This window comes from Chelativorans sp. M5D2P16, assembly GCF_034427935.1.
In the GTDB taxonomy this organism is placed as follows: Bacteria; Pseudomonadota; Alphaproteobacteria; order Rhizobiales; family Rhizobiaceae; genus Chelativorans.
The window spans coordinates 63,661-80,716 of record NZ_JAXQNM010000012.1 but is presented as its reverse complement, the minus strand read 5'-3'; the positions used below and the strand labels follow the sequence as shown (position 1 = coordinate 80,716).

Below are 17,056 nucleotides of genomic sequence, written 5' to 3'. Positions count from 1 at the left end.
CCGACTGATTGGTTACGGTGCGGTTTCAGTGCACCCTGCCGAACCATCGAGCCGTCCGGGAGTTCCCCGCCGTCCGGAAACCCGCGCGAAAATAACAGGCCGAGACGAGATCACCCGGCCCGGCCGTGCCGGCAAGCGACCGAAATCATTCTTCCGGCCTGCTCCAATCCGTCTGCGAAGCCGCGATGACATCCGCCGCGAGTGCTCGCGTGATGCGGGCCTTGCGCTCGAGCGCTGCACGGTCGAGCTCTTCGACCACGCGCTGTGCGGCCGAAAGCGAGCGCTCGATGCGCCGCACGAGGAACTGCACGACATGCGGCTCGATCACCACCTGCCGGTCCGAAAACAGCTTCACGATGACGCCGGAAAGAAGCACGTCGTCCGGCTCGTGTATCTCCACTGTCGCCGCCGCCTTGAGCCGGGAAAGCAGATCGGGAAGCTGGAGGCCCCAGCCAGCGGGAAAGCGGCGCGTTGTCAAAAGGAGACAGGTGCCGGCTTCCCGCACCGTGTTGATGAGGTGGAACAGTCCCGTTTCGTCGAGGCGCGGCGTATCCGCGTCCTCGACGAGAACAGCCCCCTGACCGGCGACAGCAAGCGCGTCGGCGCCGATCGCCGCGGGGTCGAGCCGGACGGCGCCGGCATGCTCGCGCCAGATCTCCGCCAGATGCGACTTGCCCGAACCGGCCGGTCCGGCCAGCACCACGACCGGCCCCGGCCAGTCGGGCCAGTTCTCGACAATGGCCACGGCTTGCGCGTTGGCGGGCGTGACGACCAGGTCGGCGCGCGAGCGCGCCTCCTCGTGCGCCAGCTCGAGCGGCAATTGCCGGGGTGTCTGCCGCCGCACGCTCATTCTGTCTCGCCCTTCGTCTTTACCGCCTCATCCCGCCCGTTGTAGAGCGGCGAGGCCAGATAGCGGGCGATCGCGAAGCGCACCAGCACGCCGATGGCCGCCGCGGTGGGAACGGCGATCAAAAGACCGACGAAACCGAAGAGATAGCCGAACGCGAAGAGCGCGAACATCAGCCAGACCGGGTGCAGCCCCACGCTGCGGCCCATGAGCTTGGGCTGGAGAATGTTGCCCTCGAGGAACTGGCCGCTGAAGAAGACGGCGGCGACGGCCGCCACCCAGTACCACTCCGGCCAGAACTGCACGAAAGCCACGCCCAGCGACAACGCCAGGCCGACGAGTGACCCAACATAGGGGATGAAGCTGATCAGCCCCGCAAAAAAACCGATGAGCAGGCCGAAGTTCAGCCCGAGCAACGTCAGTCCGACCGCATAGTAGACACCGAGAATGAGGCACAACGTCCCCTGCCCGCGCACGAAGCCGGCGGTGGTGACGTTGATGTCGCGGGCGATCTGGCGCACGGTCTCCACATGGTCGCGCGGGATCCAGCTGTCCACCTTGTCGACCATGCGGTCCCAGTCGAGCAGCATGTAAAACGCCACGACCGGCGTGACCACGAAAAGGCTGATGAGATTGATCAGCGCCAGGCCGGAACTCCAGATGGAGCCGAAGAGCGTCGCCACGAATCCGGTGCCCTGGGTCAAAAGCGTGCTCAGGCCCTCCTGGAGCGCCTGCGGATTGACCCCGACCGTCTCCTCGAACCAGCCCGGATCCCAGCTCGTGATCAGTTGCTGCAGGCGCGAAAGGTAATCGGGAAACCGCACGACGAATTCGGCGAGCTGGTTGCCAAGAATGGGAATGACCAGCATCAGGGCCAGCACGAGCAGGACCAGGAAGCCGACCAGGATCAGGATCGTCGCCGTCAGGCGCGAGGTCCCCAGCCGCTGCAGCCGGTCGGCCACCGGATCGAGGAAATAGGCAAGCACCATACCCGCCAGGAAAGGCAGCAGGATCGAGCTGAAAACGTAGAGGAACAGGATGAGCGCCGCCGCTGTCAGGAGCCAGAAAGCGACGTGCCGTGCCAGAACGTCTCGCTGCGGCGCCCTGTCAATCCTGTCCTTTCGGGGTGCCGGTGTCGACATAGCCGCCCATGTGCTTGATCCAGGAGACGAGATAGGCCGCGCCGGAAGCAACGGTCAAGAGCCCGGAAAGATAGACGAGCCCGAGATAGAGGTTCCCCCAGGAGATGGACAGCGACAGCCCGGCAAGCACAAGGGTCGCGAGCAGGATCTGGACCAGCGTGTTGGCCTTGGACACGAGGAGCGGTTTCATGGCCACGGGGTTGCCCATGACGGTAGCCAGCACCACGCCGCCGACGATCAGCGCATCGCGCGAGACCGCCGCCACCACGAGCCAGAGCGGCAGATGGCCCATATAGCCCAGCACCACGAAGACGCTGACCAGGAGCAGCTTGTCGGCGATCGGGTCGAGATAGGCACCCAGTTCGCTGCGCTGATCGAAGGTGCGGGCGATGAACCCGTCGACGCCGTCGGAAATGCCGGCGGCAACGAAGCCGGCAAAAGCCCATCCCAACTCTTCCGTGATCAGCGCGAAAACCACGCCCGGCACGAGCAGGAAGCGGAAAAGCGTGATAAGATTCGGAATGGTCACTCTTTCGTCTCCACGGTCGGCTCAAAAGGCGTGCCTCCGCTGTGCCGCCATAGATGGCCAGCTCTTCGGCCCGCTTCAAGGGAAAACCGATGGTCCAGCGGCGCCGACCGCGGGCGCGAACTTGCCTGTGCGCCGGTGGCGGGGGTGCCTTGCCCTGCCCTGCCCTTCATGCCAATAGCCGGGAAATGCACCAAAGGGGCTCTCCATGGGCATCAAGAAAAACGGCCTCAGCTACGCCGACGCAGGTGTCGATATCGATGCGGGCAACACGCTTGTCGAGAAGATAAAGCCGCTGGTCCGCTCCACGCGCCGGCCGGGCGCCGATGGCGAGATCGGCGGGTTCGGCGGTCTCTTCGACCTCAAGGCGGCAGGCTTTTCCGACCCGATACTGGTTGCCGCCAATGACGGTGTGGGAACCAAGCTCAAGGTCGCGATCGAGGCCGGCAAACACGACACGGTCGGCATCGACCTCGTGGCCATGTGCGTGAACGATCTCGTCGTACAGGGGGCCGAGCCGCTCTTCTTCCTCGACTATTTCGCCACTGGCAGGCTCGATCCGGACCAGGGTGCCGCGATCGTCGCCGGCATCGTCGAGGGCTGCCGCCAGGCCGGCTGCGCGCTGATCGGGGGCGAGACGGCGGAGATGCCAGGCATGTACCAGGGCGGTGACTATGATCTTGCCGGTTTCGCCGTGGGCGCGGCCGAACGCGGGCAGCTCCTTCCAGCCGACGATATCGTCGAGGGGGATGTGATCCTCGGCCTCGCCTCCTCCGGCGTGCACTCGAATGGGTTCTCCCTGGTGCGCAAGATCGTCGCGGCGAGCGGGCTGGACTGGAACGCGCCCGCGCCCTTCCTGCCCGAGCGTTCACTGGCCGACGCGCTTCTGGAGCCGACGCGCATCTATGTGAAGCCGCTCCTTGAGGCGATCGGCGGCACGCACGGCATCAAGGCGCTGGCCCACATCACGGGCGGCGGGTTCCCGGAAAACATACCGCGTGTTCTGCCGAAGGGATATGCAGCGGAGATCGACCTCGACCAGGTGGAGGTGCCGCCGGTCTTCTCATGGCTTTCGCACCAGGGCGGCGTGGAGGCTCGCGAAATGCTGCGCACCTTCAACTGCGGCATCGGCATGGTAGCGGTGGTCGCCTCCGGACAGGCCGCGCAGGTGGCCGCCGTCTTGCAGAAGGCCGGCGAGCACGTGGAGACCCTGGGCAGCATCGTGCCGCACCGCGAAACGGGTGTCATCTACCGGGGAGCGCTGGGACTATGAGGCAGAAGAAGAGGACGGCAATTCTGATTTCCGGCCGCGGCTCGAACATGAGCGCGCTCATCCGCGCCGCTGCCGAGGCCGACTATCCCGCCGAGATCGCAGCCGTCGTCAGCGACCGCGCCGACGCACCGGGCCTCGTGGCCGCGCGCGCGGCCGGCATCGAGGCCGTCCCTGTGCCGCGGACGGACTTTGCCGACAAGGCGGCCCATGAGGCGGCGATCGAGGAAACGCTCTCCGCCCACGAGACGGAACTCATCTGCCTTGCCGGTTTCATGCGCATGCTGAGCGCGGATTTCGTGAACCGGTGGGAGGGACGGATGATCAACATCCACCCTTCGCTCCTGCCGCTCTTTCGCGGCCTCGACACCCACGCACGCGCGCTCGAAGCAGGCATGCGCATCCATGGCTGCACAGTCCATTTCGTCACGGCGGAGATGGACAGCGGGCCTATCGTCGCTCAGGCGGCCGTTCCGGTTCTGCCGGGCGATGCCCCGGACGACCTCGCCGAGCGCGTCCTCAGGGTCGAGCACCAGATCTATCCGCTGGCGCTCGCCCTCGCAGCTTCGGGCAAGGCGCGCATGGAGAACGGCAGGACCGTCTTCGCCCGCAACGGAGACATCGGCTGGAGCGAGAAGGCCAGCTTCCTCGTCCCGTCCTCCCTGGAGGAGGTCCGCGACCTGGAGGATCTGGCCCGGCGGACACCCTGACCGCCTCTTGGGAACTTCCAGGGCGCCGTGCTACCGGCCCGGCCACGACCAGGGCACCGGCTCCACGCCGTCGATCCGCGTCTCGCCGAGGCTCTTGGTGAGTTCGTAGCCGCGAATACCCGCCTCCGCCAAAGCCTCCACGAGCGGTGCGGCGTGGGTGACGACGATGATCTGGCATGAGGCCGAGGCATCCCTGATCAACCGCGCGAGCGGTGCCAGCAGTTCCGGATGGAGGCTCGTCTCCGGCTCGTTCAATACCATCAGGCCGGGCGGGCGCGGGGTGAGCAGGGCCGCGAGCAGAAGCAGATAACGCAGCGTACCGTCGGACAATTCGGCCGCGCGCAGGCTGCGCAGCAGCCCGTGCTGGTGCATCAGGAGTTCCAGCTTGCCGCCCGATTCCTCGATCGCCATCGAGGCGCGGGGGAACGCGTCGTCGATCGCTGCCGCGAGCGCCTCCTTGTCGCCGATTTCCCGGATGGTCTGCAGCGCAGCCGGCAGGTCCGATCCGTCCGCGCTCAGCACCGGCGTGCGCGTGCCGATCCGCGCGCTCCTTGCGGGCGCCTCCGCGTCGGTGCGAAAGTGGTCGTAAAAGCGCCATCCCCGCATGCGCTCGCGCAGCACGAGCAGCTCCGCCAGGTTCCTGGGATCGGCCGCTTGCATCATCATGCTCTCATAGGGCGGCAGGTTGGTGATGGGCGTGTGTCGGCGCCCCGTCTCGTCCAGCGCCGTAACGGCCGGGCCGGAGCGCGTGGCAAAGGTGTTGCTGCGGCTCAGCGCCTCCCCGACCCAGACCGCTTCCGCCTTGATTTCCGGATCGAGATTGAACATCGAGCCCTGCGCGGCGACGGGAAGGCCGAGATCGATGGCGTAGCCATAGTCGTCCGAGGCAAATCCGAGCTTCAGGCTGACCCTTTCCTTTCTCACCGTCCCCTGTATCTCCTGGGTTCCCTGCCGCATTTCGCGCGAGATCCGCTCGGGGCCTGCCCACAGGGTCGATTGCAGCCCGCCTTCCGCCGCAAGTGACGCGATGACACGGCCTTGCGCCACGTCTGCCAGAAGGCGAAGCGCGCGATAGAAACTCGATTTGCCCGTCCCGTTGCGCCCGGTGATGACGGTCAGGCGGTCGAGCGGCAGAACCAGGGAGCGGATGGAGCGGTAGCCGGAAATCGCGAATGTATGAATCAAGGCATCCGCCGGGAAAACCCGGCCCTTCTTCAAAAAGCGCTGACCCAGAGAGCAATTCCAGGAAAGTGGAAACCGGTCTTCCCTCCGGAATTGGCTGGAATCAAAGGTTAGTTCAGTTCACCGTTTCCGTGAGACGGTGAACTGATCTAGCGGCTGTCAGGACGGCGCCTCTTGTCCTTTCAACCGCTCCCAACCCGCATCCGGCGCGAAGCGGGGGCCGTGCTTCTCCTCCAGTTGCTGCAGTTTGGTGACGATCTCGTCTGTCCCGCGCGAACGCGCATAATGCAGCGGGCCGCCGCGGAACGGAGCAAAGCCCGTCCCGAAGATCATCGCGCCATCGGCTGTGTCCTCATCCGGCACGACGCCTTCCCGCAGGCAGCGCACCAGCGTGTTGAGCATCGGCAGGACCAGCCGGTCAGCCAGCACCGCGTCCGCCTTCGGTGTCTCCGCCTTCTTGGCCACCCTTACCTCGTCGCTCTTCGGCCGGCCCTTTTCGTCATAGGTGTAGAGCCCCTTGCCGGCCTTGCGGCCGGTTTCGCCGTTTTCCACTTTCTGCACCAGCCATTCCGGCACGTCCGGCATTGGCTCCTCGAGGCGCTCCTGCAGCATGCGCGCGACCTCCAGGCAGATGTCGAGGCCGACGCGGTCGGCGAGTTCGATCGGCCCCATCGGCATGCCGAATTCCCGCGCCGCCGCGTCGATCACCTCCTTCGGCACGCCCTCGTCGAATATGACGAATGCCTCGACCAGATACGGCGTCAGCGCACGGTTGACGAGGAAGCCCGGCGCGCTCTTCACCGACGCCGGCAGGCGGGAGATATCGCCGCAAAACGCATTCGCCCTTTGCAGGGTTTTCTCGCCCGCCTCGTCGTGGCCGACGATCTCGACGAGTTCCATCCGCGTGACGGGATTGAAGAAGTGCAGGCCGACGAAACGCTCCGGAAAAGCCAGTCCATCGCGCAAGCTTTCCAGGGGAATGCTCGACGTGTTCGTGGCGAGAATCGCGTTCTTTTTCATGCGCGGCGCGACCGCCTCGAAAACCTTGCGCTTCACCGCCTCCTTCTCCGCCACGGCCTCGATGACGAGATCGGCCTTGGACACCCCCGCACCGTCGAAATCCGGTATCAGCCGGTCGAGTGCGTCGCGCCGGTCGAGGCTGGAATGCAGCTTTTTGTCGTAGAAGGCCGATGCCCGGCCGATGGCCGCGGCGATGGCCTTGGGCTCGAGATCGGTCAGCGTCACCCGCTTGCCGCGCGCCGCGCACCAGGCGGCGATGTCGCCGCCCATGGTGCCCGCGCCGATCACATGCACGTGCTTGACGCCGCTCTCGCCGCGGCCGCGGCGCTTCAAGCCTTCGCGCAGGAAGAAGACGCGCATGAGGTTCTGCGCCGTCTCGCCGACGAGCAACTGCGAGAAAGAGCGGATCTCGGCCCTTTGCATGTTCCGTTCGTTGCCGCCGTGCTCCTCCCAGAGGTCAATAAGCCGGTACGGCGCCGGGTAATGCGCCCGGGGCGCCTTCTTCTCCGTCTCCGCGCGCATGCGCTTGGCGGCCATGCGGCGCGCCGGTCCAAGGCCCAGAAGGTTCGCCCTCAATCCGCCGGTCGCGGATTTCAGCTCGCCGGAGACGGCGGCCTTCACCGCGTTCTCCACGTGCCGCTCCTCCACCACCGTGTCGACCAGGCCGAGCGCCTTGGCCTTTTTCGTGTGCACGGTGCGCCCGGTCAGCATCATTGTCATCGCTTCCACGGGATCGATGAGTGAGGTCAGGCGGAAGGTGCCGCCAAGGCCCGGATGCAGACCCAGAAGCACCTCGGGAAAGCCGAAGCTCGCACCGTCGACGGCGATGCGGTGCTTGCAGGCGAGCGCCAGTTCCAGACCGCCGCCGAGGCAATGGCCGTGGATCACGGCGATCGTCGGGATCGGCAGTCCCGCCAGCCGGTCGACCACCTCGTGCGCCCGGCGCATGCGTTTTTCCACCTCACCCGCATCGCGCACGCCGCGGAAATCGCGTATGTCGGCGCCGGCAACAAAGCCGCCCTTCTTGGCCGAGCGGATGACGAGCGCCCTGGGGCTCAATCCCTGCACCTCCGAAATCACGCGGTCGAGTTCGGCGATCACCGCTTCGGAAAGCGTATTGGTGCTCTCCTCCGCCCGGTCGAGCACCAGCCAGACGACCCCATCCTCCGCCTTGGCGTAGCGCCAGTGGGTCAGCATCCCGGTCGCTTCCGGCGGTCCGAGTTCCATGTTGCGCCGCTCGAGCACCTCCCACACGGTTTGCGAGACAGCCATCACACCACCTCCAGAAGCATGGCACCGCCCTGCCCGCCGCCGATGCATTCGGTGGCGATGCCGCGCTTCAGCCCGAGGCGGCGCATGGCGTTGGCGAGATGCAGGACGATGCGGTTTCCGCTAGTGCCCACCGGGTGTCCGAGACTGATCGCCCCGCCGTCGACATTGAGCCGGTCGCGCGGGATCGCGCCATAGGGTTCTTGAAGCCCGAGCACGTCACGGCAGTATTCATCGTCCTCCCAGGCCGCCAGGCAGGCGAGCACCTGCGCTGCGAAGGCCTCGTTGAGCTCCCAAAGGTCGATATCCGCGCGCTTCAGCCCCCGCCGTTCGGTCAGGGCGGTGCAGCACAGCGTCGGCCCGAGCCCCATGACCGAGGGATCGAGCGCGGCCCATTCGCTGTCGACGATCCGCGCGATCGGCTTGAGCTTGTGCTTCTTCACCGCATCTTCGGAGGCGAGCACCACCCAGCTCGCACCGTCGGTGATCTGGGAGGAGTTGCCGGGGGTCACCCGGCCGTAGGGCTTCTCGAAAACCGGCGTGAGCTTAGCGAGCTTTTCCATGGAGGAGTCCGGTCGCACGCCGTCGTCGTGATAGTGGAGCCGGCCCTCGCGCGTGACCGAGGCGATCACCTCGCCCTTGAGAAACCCCTCGCCCTGCGCCCGCGCCAGCCGCTGGTGGCTTTCTAGAGCATACGAATCGGCCGCCTCGCGTGTAATCCCGAAAGCGTGGCCGATGATCTCCGCCGTCTGGCCCATGCCGAGGTCGGTGAGCGGATCCGTCAGCCCCCGCTCGAGGCCGACGACCGGCTTTGCCATGCCGGGCCGGAAAGCGCCGACCGCCGCCGCCCGCTCCCACGCGGACTTGGCCGTGGCCATGCGCCCGAACCAGGATGCCGCCGTGTTGGACAGGACGAGCGGCGCATGCGACAGGGCCTCCGCCCCGCCGGCAAGAATGAGATCGGCCTCTCCGCCCTCGATGAGCCGGAAGCCGGTGTCGATCGACTGCATGCCCGAGCCGCAGTTGATCTGCACCGTGAAGGCGCGCATCGCTTCACCCATGCCGAGCCGCAAGGCGGCCACCCTGGCCGGGTTCATTTCGTCGGCGATCACGTTGACGCAGCCGAGAATGACGAGGTCGACATCCTCCGCGGCGAAGGGTTGCCGGGCCAGAAGCGGCCGTCCGCACTGCACGGCCAGATCCACCGGCGTGAAGGGCCCCGGCTTGCCGCGCGCCCGCAAGAAGGGCGTGCGCGCGCCGTCGACCAGATAGACCGGCCGCGCCCCTGCCTCGCTTCTGGCGGGAGTTCGTGGCGCGGCGGCCTTGCGAGCCGGTGTCGTTACACGGCGCGATTGCGTACCGCGGGGACTGCGTCGTCTCGTCGGCTTGGGTGTCTCGGCCATGGGCGAATCCATCTCCCTGCAACGGTGGGCTGCAGAATAAGAGCCTTTGGCCTGTTTGCCCACCACCCGGCGCTCCGACTTGGCAACGCCCGCCGTCCGGCTTCGTTCCGGCATGGGAATTTCACGCCGTGGCGAAACCACATGGCCCTTCCTGACGTTCGATCGTCAGACCCGCCCGCAAAGGAGAACGAGATGGCACGGCAGAAATCCAAAGAGGCCCGGGAGCGCAACCGCGCGGGCAATCTAAGGCAGACGGATTTTGCGAACGACAGAATGAGCAAAAACAGCCTTCAGGGCGATGACCAGACGAGCGTGCGCAACGAGCGCCACGACCAGCCCGACACCCGCAGAGACGCCGACGAAGTGATGGAGAGCTTCGAGAAGATGGACAAGGACAAGCGCGCACGCACCGATCTGGGCAAGGGCAACAGGAGCGGCAAATGAGAATGCGGGGCATTCTCCTTCTGGGGATGGTGGGCATACTTCTTTCCACCGCGCCTTCCCCGGCCCAGGTAGCCGAGGATGAACTCCTCGAAAACGAAGAGCCGCCCTTCATCGTCGAGGATCGTCCGGCGCCTGATGACCCGGAAGAACCCCGCATTCGTCGCACGGACGAGGCCTTCGTTCAGATCCGCGGCTCCTGGGCCGTCAACGAGGCTGCTTGCACGTCGATGGAAAACCAGGACGGCGGCGGTCTTTACGTCACCGACACACTCATTCGCTGGGAGGACGCGGCCTGCAGCATCCGAGAGATCGATTCCGAGGACGGTGCGGCCGACGTCCATGCCACATGCGCTACCGAGACCGGCCGCCGGGATCGTCTGTTCCACCTGCGGGTCGTCGGCGAAGATACCCTGGCTCTCAGGGTCTTCACCGGCGCCGGAGAACAGGAAGCCACATTGACGCGCTGCGAGGCGGCGCAGTAGCCTGCAGCTCTGAATTGTAATCGCATGGCGGCAGCGTGGCAGACTTGCCACGAAAACGACTGAAACTCCATAAACCGGGGCCGTTCAGGCCCTTGGCCATTGCGAACCTGGCTATTTAAAGTCATTTTGCGCGCCGGCGGGGTTGTGTCGGCGGGGGCGATGAGACTTTGAAAGACGACTGACATGACTTTGCGGGGTCGGGAGGGATTTTGAGCACTCGGATCGCCGATGCAGATCGAGTATTGCGTCTCTGTGTCGTTGCCGCGTTGGCCTTCGGCCCGGTTTTTGCCGCGCCCCCAGCCACCGCGCTCGAGATCTTTGGCCTTCGGCTCTTCGAGCGACAGGACGCGGAGGAAGACGACACCTTCATTGGAACGCCGCAGCCTTACACCGTCGAGTTCACCGTCTCCGGCGACAACGATGAAATCGAGTCCAACCTGAAGAACGCCTCGAGCCTGTGGGCGGACAGGGAAGAGCCGGCCTCGGGCGTGGCCGGGCTTGTCGCCAAGGCCCGCGGCGACTATCGGCGGCTTTTGGACGCGCTTTATGGGCAGGCCCGCTATGGCGGGACGATCTCGATCACCATAGACGGCCGCGAGGCATCCGACCTCCTGCCCGATGTCGAGCTCGCCGACCCGGCGGCGGTGCGCGTGACGATCGATCCCGGTCCCCTGTTTCATTTCGAGCGGGCGCAGATCGTCAACAAGGCGCCACCCACGACAAACAGAGACGATCACGTGGCCGATCCTGCGGAGGAGGGTTTCCGCGTCGGTGAACCCGCCCGCAGCGGTGCCATCATAGGCGCCGGCCGCCTCGCCTCCGAGGCATGGCGCCACCAGGGCTATGCCAAGGCGGAGGTTGCCGAGCGCCGCATCGTTGCCGCCCATGACACGGAGACGATCGACGCGACGATACGCGTCGAGCCCGGCGCCTACGCCGTGTTCGGACCGGTGACGGTCAGCGGCACGGAGCGCATGGATCCCGCTTTCGTCGCCCGGCAGACGGGAATCACGCCGGGCACCGAATACGACCCCGACGACATGGAAAAGGCCAATGACCGCTTGGCGCGGCTCGACGTCTTCAGCAGTTCCCGACTGCAGGAAGCCGAAACGGTCGGACCCGACGGACGCCTGCCGATCGAGGTGATCGTGCAGGAACGCCCACCGCGCCGCTTCGGCGTCGGCGGCTCGTATTCCACGCTCGACGGGCTGGGTTTCGAAGCCTACTGGCTGCACCGCAACCTCTTCGGCCGCGCCGAGCGCCTGCGCGTGGAAGGCCGGGTCAGCGGCCTCGGTGAGACCTTCAAGCCGGACGAGCTCACCTATCGTGTCGGCACCACCTTCACCAAGCCCGGCATCTACACGCCGGAGACCGATTTCGTCGCCTCGGTCTATGGCGAACGCGAGGTGCTCGACGCCTATACGCGGACGGGCGTTTCCGGCCGGGTCGGCTTCACGCATCGTTTCTCCGAAGAGCTTTCGGCCCGGATCTTCGCCACCGGGGGCTATAACCATTTCAACGACGATATCTTCGGCGAGCGCGATTTCGTCACTGCCGGCTTTCTGGGCGGGATCACCTACGATACGCGCGACAACGCCGCGGACGCCACGCGGGGCATCTTTACCGAACTCACCGTGACGCCCTTCTACGAATTCGAATACGGCAACGCCGCCGCCAGCGTGGTTGCCGAAGCGCGCGCCTATTACAGCCTCGACGAGGAAAGCCGCTTCGTGCTTGCCGGCCGCGTCAAGGCGGGCGCCCTCTTCGACCCGCCGATTGCGGAGACTCCGCCCGACAAGCTGTTCTTCGCCGGCGGCGGCGGCTCGGTGCGCGGCTACGCCTACCGCAACATCGGTGTCGAAACCCCGCTAGGGGTCGCCGGCGGCCGCTCGCTCATCGAAGGCTCAGCGGAGTTGCGCGTGCGCGTGACCGACACCATCGGCATCGTCGGCTTCGCCGATGCCGGTTATGTCGGTGCCGAGGCGTTCCCGGATTTTGCCGAGGACCTGCGCATCGGCGTTGGCGCGGGACTGCGCTATATTACCGGTTTCGGCCCCATCCGGCTGGATATCGCCATGCCGCTCGACCGTCGGGAGAATGACCCGAGCGTTGCGCTCTACGTTGGAATAGGACAGGCATTTTGACCCGGTTTCTGCTCGCCCTGCTTCTCCTCTTCCCGGTGCTTCCGGCCCTGGCCCAGGACGGGGCGGCGGACAGCCCGCAAGAAGAACGCTCCCTCTTCCTCTCCTTCATCGAGGACCAGCTTTCCACGCCCAACCGGCAGATCCGCATCAGGGGCATCCAGGGGGTGCTTTCCTCGCAGGCAGCGATCGGGGAAATCACCGTTGCCGACCGGGAAGGCGTTTGGCTGCGCATCACCAACGCTTCGATCAATTGGAGCCGTTCGGCTCTGGTCCTGCGCCAGCGCCTGCAGATACAGCGCCTTGCGGCCGAATCCATCGAGGTCTACCGGCGCCCCGTCCCGGCGGAAGGGTTGCCGGCGCCGGAAGCCAGTTCCTTCGCCATCCCGGAACTGCCGATTGCCATCGTGCTCGAGCAGCTCCAGGTCCCGCGCATTTCCTTCGGTGAAGAAGTGTTCGGCCTTGAATCGGTGTTGTCCGTGGGCGGCCGCCTACGCCTGGAAGGCGGCTCGCTCGACACCGCGCTCGAGATCGTGCGCATCGACGGCCCGGGCGGCAACCTGTCGATCGAGGCCGCCTACGACAACGCGACCGAGGTGGTCGATCTCGACGTTACCCTTTCATCGCCCGAAAACGGCGTCGTGGCCAACATGCTCAACATCGAGGGACGGCCGCCGCTTTCCCTCACGCTCACCGGTTCCGGCCCGGTGGAAAATCTTGACCTGTCGCTCGCCATGACCGTTGATGATGAGCCCACCCTGTCCGGTATCGCCCGGTTTCGCGGCGATCCGGAGGGACTGGGCTTCGACGTCGATGTCGGCGGACCGATCGTTCGGCTCGTCCCCACCCGTTTCCGGGGCTTCTTCGGCGAGGAAACCACGTTGCAGGCATCGGGCATGTCCAAGAACGCCGGCGGGTTGCGGCTCGACACCTTCGACCTGGCAAGCGCCGCCTTGCAGGTCAACGCGACGGCGGAAACGGCAAGCGACGGGTTCCTGACCACGCTTACGCTCGACGCCGAGATCGCCGACCCCCAGGGCGAGCGAGTGCTTCTGCCCGTCAGGGGCGGTGAAACCTTTGTCGACTCCGCCGGCCTGACCGCCCGCTACGGGACCGCCGATGACGAAGCGTGGCAGGCGGAACTGGAGATCGATAATCTCCGGACGGGTGAATTCGCCGCCGAGAACACCGAAATCCGGCTCTCCGGCATGGCCGCGAACCTCTCCATGCCTGCCGAGCGACGCCTCACCTTCGATCTGGACGGATCGCTCACCGGCATCACGGCCGAGCGCGCCGACGTAGCCGAAGCACTGGGCCGCTCGGTCAGCCTCGCCGCCAGCGGTGCGTGGGCGGCGGGAGAGCCGATCACGCTCGAAACGGCGGAGATCGCCGCGCACAGCCTCACCGCCAGGCTTTCCGGCATCATCGCGGAATTCGCCTTCCGCGGCGACATCGGGGTGGAAGCAGACAATATCGCGCCCTTCTCCGGTCTTGCCGGCCGTGATCTGGGCGGCAGCCTGAGCCTCGCCGCAAATGGCGAGTTGCATCCCATCACGGGCGCTTTCGATCTCGATCTTGACGGCCGGGGCGAAGACCTGCGCATCGGCACGCCCGCCGCGGATGCGCTCCTGGCGGGCACCACGCGCCTTACCGGGCAGCTTACGCGCAGCACGGAAGGATTTTCCGCGGATGACTTCCGAATTGCCAGTGACCGGTTCACCCTGACGGCTGACGGCACCTTCGCCACCGAGGCCGCCGATTTCCGCTTTGATGCGGACCTTGCCGACCTCGCCGTCCTCACCGAGCGCGCCGAAGGCCGCCTGACGGCGAGCGGTCGCGCCATGGGCAGCGCGGGCCAGCTCAGCCTCTCATTCGAGGCTCAGATCCCCAGCGGCCGTCTGCTCGATAAGCGCCTCACCGAGGCGGAGATCGGCTTCGAGGGCACATTGCAGGACGAGGCACTCGCCGGGCTTGTAAGCGGAGAGGCTTTTCTCGATGGCGTGGCCGCCAGCCTGCAGTCGCGCGTGAACGTCTCGGCGGGAGAGCGGCGCTTGAGCAACCTCGACTTTACTGCCGGCGGCGCGCATCTCACGGGCGACCTTGTGCAGGATCGCGAAGGCCTCGTCGCCGGACAGCTCACGCTCGATGCCAGCGACATTTCGACCGCCGCCGCCCTGTTCCTGGTGGAAGCGAGCGGCGCCGTCGATGCCGAGGTTGCCCTGGCGCCGCGCGAAGACGCACAGCATGTCGCGATCGAGGCGACACTGCGCAACGTGGTCGCGGAGCAGGTCTCGCTGGAAGATGGCGAGTTGGAAGCGGACGTTGCCGATCTCTTCGGCGTGCCGGCCGTCGAGGGAACACTGCGGGCAACGGGCCTCACGGCCGCCGGCATAGACGTGGCGCGCCTCCAGGCCACCGCCGAGACCAGCGGCAGAGAGACCGCGTTCGACGGCGAGGCAACGCTCGCCAACGGCACCGAGATCGCCGCGCGCGGCGCGCTGGCGCCTGAGGACGGCGGCTTCATCGTATCCCTTGCGCAGGCCAGCCTCGTGCAGGGGGACATCGCGGCCCGGCTGCTCAGGCCGGCCAGCCTCACCGTCCAGGGTGACACGATCACCTTCGAACCGGTCGACATCGACATCGCCGGCGGACGTGTGTCCGCCGAGGGCGAGATCGGCCGTGATCTCGACGTGGCCGTGTCGCTTGCCGACGTTCCGCTGTCGATCGCCAACACCGTGCGCCCCGACCTGGCGCTCGGCGGCACGCTTGACGGCGAGGCCACCATTTCCGGCACCCGCGATGCCCCGCAGGCCACCTTCAACATCACCGGCCGCAACATCGTCGCCGCAGCCCTTTCGCAAGCCGGCATCGCCTCGCTCACGGTCGATGCAGCGGGAAACATGCGCGGCGAAACGCTCGTCGTCGATGCGCGTGTGACGAGCCCGGGCGGCGTCAGTGCCACGATCAGCGGCGACGTGCCGCTCACCGACAGTGGACTGGCCGTCGACGTCGACCTTCGGGCCTTCCCCCTCTCGCTCCTCAACGCACGCGTGCCGAACCAGGATCTCGGCGGGACGCTCACCGGTTCGGCACGCGTCACCGGCAGCCTTGCCGACCCACGCGCCGAGTTCAGCCTGCGTACCGACGCGTTCACCGCAAGAACGCTCGCCGCCTTCGGCGCCGCACCGCTGAACGTATCCGCATCCGGCAGGTTTGCTGAAGAGACGATCACCCTCACCGCGCTGGAGGCGACGGGCCCGGCGGGCCTGACCGTGTCCGGCAGCGGCCGCATTCCCCTCACCGGCAGCGGCCTTGCCGTAAACGCGCGCGGCACGATTCCGCTCGCACTCGGCAACCGCCTGCTGGCTGATCGCGGCACGCAGTTGACCGGCACTGCCGTCGTCGACCTTAACATCGGCGGCAGCCTCTCCAACCCGGCGATCTCAGGGACGGTATCCACCACCGATGCGGCCGCCGTCGATCCGATGACCAATCTCCGTCTCAGCGCCATCCGCATCGACGCCGGGATTCAGGGTGACACCGTTACGATCCGCTCCAGCTCCGCCTCCCTTGCGACCGGTGGAACGGTTTCGCTCTCCGGGACGATCTCGACCGACGCGAGCGCGGGCTTCCCCGCAAATCTGTCGTTGGGGCTGAACGAGGCGCGCTATACGGACGGTGAACTGGTCACGGCGACCCTGAGCGGTACCCTGTCGCTCACCGGACCGCTCACACGCGATCCCCTGCTGTCAGGCAGGCTGTCCGTCGACCGCGCGGAGATCATTGTGCCGGAGAATTTCGGTGGCGGTGGCGCGGGCATCAACGTCCGGCACGTCGATCCGCCGGCGGGTGTCGCACGCACGCTGCAGCGGGCCCGTGCCGACGACGGGACGCCTGTCCCCGGCGGCCGCCCGAGTGTCATGCGCCTCGACGTCACGGTCGACGCTCCGGCGCGAATCTTCGTTCGCGGCCGCGGATTGGATGCCGAGCTCGGCGGGTCGGTCACGCTCACCGGACCCATCACCTCGGTGCAGCCGGTCGGCGGCTTCCGCCTCATACGCGGCCGCCTTGCCATTCTTGGACGGCGCATCACCTTCGATGAAGGGACGGTCACGCTGGTCGGCGACCTCGACCCTTATCTGGATTTCGTCGCTCGCTCGGAGGGGCGCGACATTACCGTGTTCATCACCGTGACGGGCCGCGTTTCCGACCTCGACGTCGCCTTCTCGTCCCAGCCGCAACTGCCGGAAGACGAGGTGTTGGCGCGCCTGATCTTCGACCGTGGCCTGAACGAGCTTTCGCCCGTTCAGCTCGCCCAGCTCGCGGCCGCCGCCGCAGAGCTTGCCGGCGGCGGCAACACCTCGCTTCTCGGCTCGCTCCGCCAGGCGGCTGGCCTCGACGAACTCGACGTCGTCACCGATCCGCAAGGCAACGTCGCCGTGCGCGCCGGACGCTACATCCAGGAGAACATCTATCTCGGGGTGGAAGCGGGCGCCAGCGGCACCACGCGCGCCACCATCAACCTGGACATTACCGAAAACCTGAAGGCACGCGGTGCCGTGGGCTCGGAGGGCGATTCGAGCGTCGGCGTCTTCTACGAGCGCGATTATTGAACCTCCG

The 17,056-nt window shown here is 66.5% G+C and carries 12 protein-coding genes; 6 read left to right on the top strand and 6 right to left on the bottom strand.

The window, feature by feature from the left end; translation table 11 throughout:
* Positions 1–145: 145 nt before the first annotated feature.
* From hdaA to SIN08_RS06130, 3 genes are read right to left on the bottom strand one after another with little or no spacing between them, the layout of a single operon-like run.
* Entirely contained in the window at positions 146–850 is a 705-nt protein-coding gene (gene hdaA, locus SIN08_RS06140; protein ID WP_322450702.1) for a DnaA regulatory inactivator HdaA, read from the bottom strand.
* On the bottom strand, positions 847–1,989 hold the full coding sequence (locus tag SIN08_RS06135; RefSeq protein WP_322450701.1) for an AI-2E family transporter: 1,143 nt from the start codon (positions 1,987–1,989) through the stop codon (positions 847–849). Before SIN08_RS06135 ends, hdaA begins: the two co-directional genes overlap by 4 nt.
* Positions 1,955–2,518 carry a CDP-alcohol phosphatidyltransferase family protein gene (locus SIN08_RS06130; RefSeq protein WP_322450700.1) on the bottom strand — a complete coding sequence of 188 codons (564 nt, stop codon included), beginning with the start codon at positions 2,516–2,518 and terminating at the stop codon, positions 1,955–1,957. The genes SIN08_RS06135 and SIN08_RS06130 overlap by 35 nt, the downstream gene beginning before the upstream one ends.
* 205 nt (positions 2,519–2,723) lie before the next feature.
* Between SIN08_RS06130 and purM the strand changes: the two genes are divergently transcribed.
* Complete coding sequence (gene purM, locus SIN08_RS06125) at positions 2,724–3,788, top strand: phosphoribosylformylglycinamidine cyclo-ligase (RefSeq protein WP_322450699.1); 1,065 nt, start codon at positions 2,724–2,726, stop codon at positions 3,786–3,788.
* On the top strand, positions 3,785–4,495 hold the full coding sequence (gene purN / locus SIN08_RS06120; protein WP_322450698.1) for a phosphoribosylglycinamide formyltransferase: 711 nt from the start codon (positions 3,785–3,787) through the stop codon (positions 4,493–4,495). Before purM ends, purN begins: the two co-directional genes overlap by 4 nt.
* A gap of 30 nt (positions 4,496–4,525) precedes the next feature.
* On the opposite strand, the gene SIN08_RS06115 is transcribed toward purN, so the two are convergent.
* The 3 genes from SIN08_RS06115 to SIN08_RS06105 all read right to left on the bottom strand — a co-directional run bounded on the left by SIN08_RS06115 (position 4,526) and on the right by SIN08_RS06105 (position 9,369).
* A complete protein-coding gene (locus tag SIN08_RS06115) occupies positions 4,526–5,680 on the bottom strand; it encodes an AAA family ATPase (RefSeq protein WP_322450697.1) in 1,155 nt (384 codons plus the stop codon).
* Between the two features lie 156 nt (positions 5,681–5,836).
* The gene (locus SIN08_RS06110) at positions 5,837–7,969 is read right to left on the bottom strand and encodes a 3-hydroxyacyl-CoA dehydrogenase NAD-binding domain-containing protein (protein WP_322450696.1); all 2,133 of its coding nucleotides are present in this window, start codon (positions 7,967–7,969) and stop codon (positions 5,837–5,839) included.
* On the bottom strand, positions 7,969–9,369 hold the full coding sequence (locus SIN08_RS06105) for an acetyl-CoA C-acetyltransferase (protein ID WP_322450695.1): 1,401 nt from the start codon (positions 9,367–9,369) through the stop codon (positions 7,969–7,971). Before SIN08_RS06105 ends, SIN08_RS06110 begins: the two co-directional genes overlap by 1 nt.
* A gap of 192 nt (positions 9,370–9,561) precedes the next feature.
* On the opposite strand from SIN08_RS06105, the gene SIN08_RS06100 reads away from it, so the two are divergent.
* From SIN08_RS06100 to SIN08_RS06085, 4 genes are all read left to right on the top strand, one after another.
* Positions 9,562–9,813: a hypothetical protein gene (locus tag SIN08_RS06100; RefSeq protein ID WP_322450694.1), complete on the top strand. Its 252-nt coding sequence runs from the start codon at positions 9,562–9,564 to the stop codon at positions 9,811–9,813.
* On the top strand, positions 9,810–10,295 hold the full coding sequence (locus SIN08_RS06095; protein WP_322450693.1) for a hypothetical protein: 486 nt from the start codon (positions 9,810–9,812) through the stop codon (positions 10,293–10,295). Before SIN08_RS06100 ends, SIN08_RS06095 begins: the two co-directional genes overlap by 4 nt.
* 209 nt (positions 10,296–10,504) lie before the next feature.
* Positions 10,505–12,439 carry an autotransporter assembly complex family protein gene (locus SIN08_RS06090; protein ID WP_322450692.1) on the top strand — a complete coding sequence of 645 codons (1,935 nt, stop codon included), beginning with the start codon at positions 10,505–10,507 and terminating at the stop codon, positions 12,437–12,439.
* On the top strand, positions 12,436–17,049 hold the full coding sequence (locus tag SIN08_RS06085; protein ID WP_322450691.1) for a translocation/assembly module TamB domain-containing protein: 4,614 nt from the start codon (positions 12,436–12,438) through the stop codon (positions 17,047–17,049). The genes SIN08_RS06090 and SIN08_RS06085 overlap by 4 nt, the downstream gene beginning before the upstream one ends.
* Positions 17,050–17,056 lie beyond the last annotated feature (7 nt).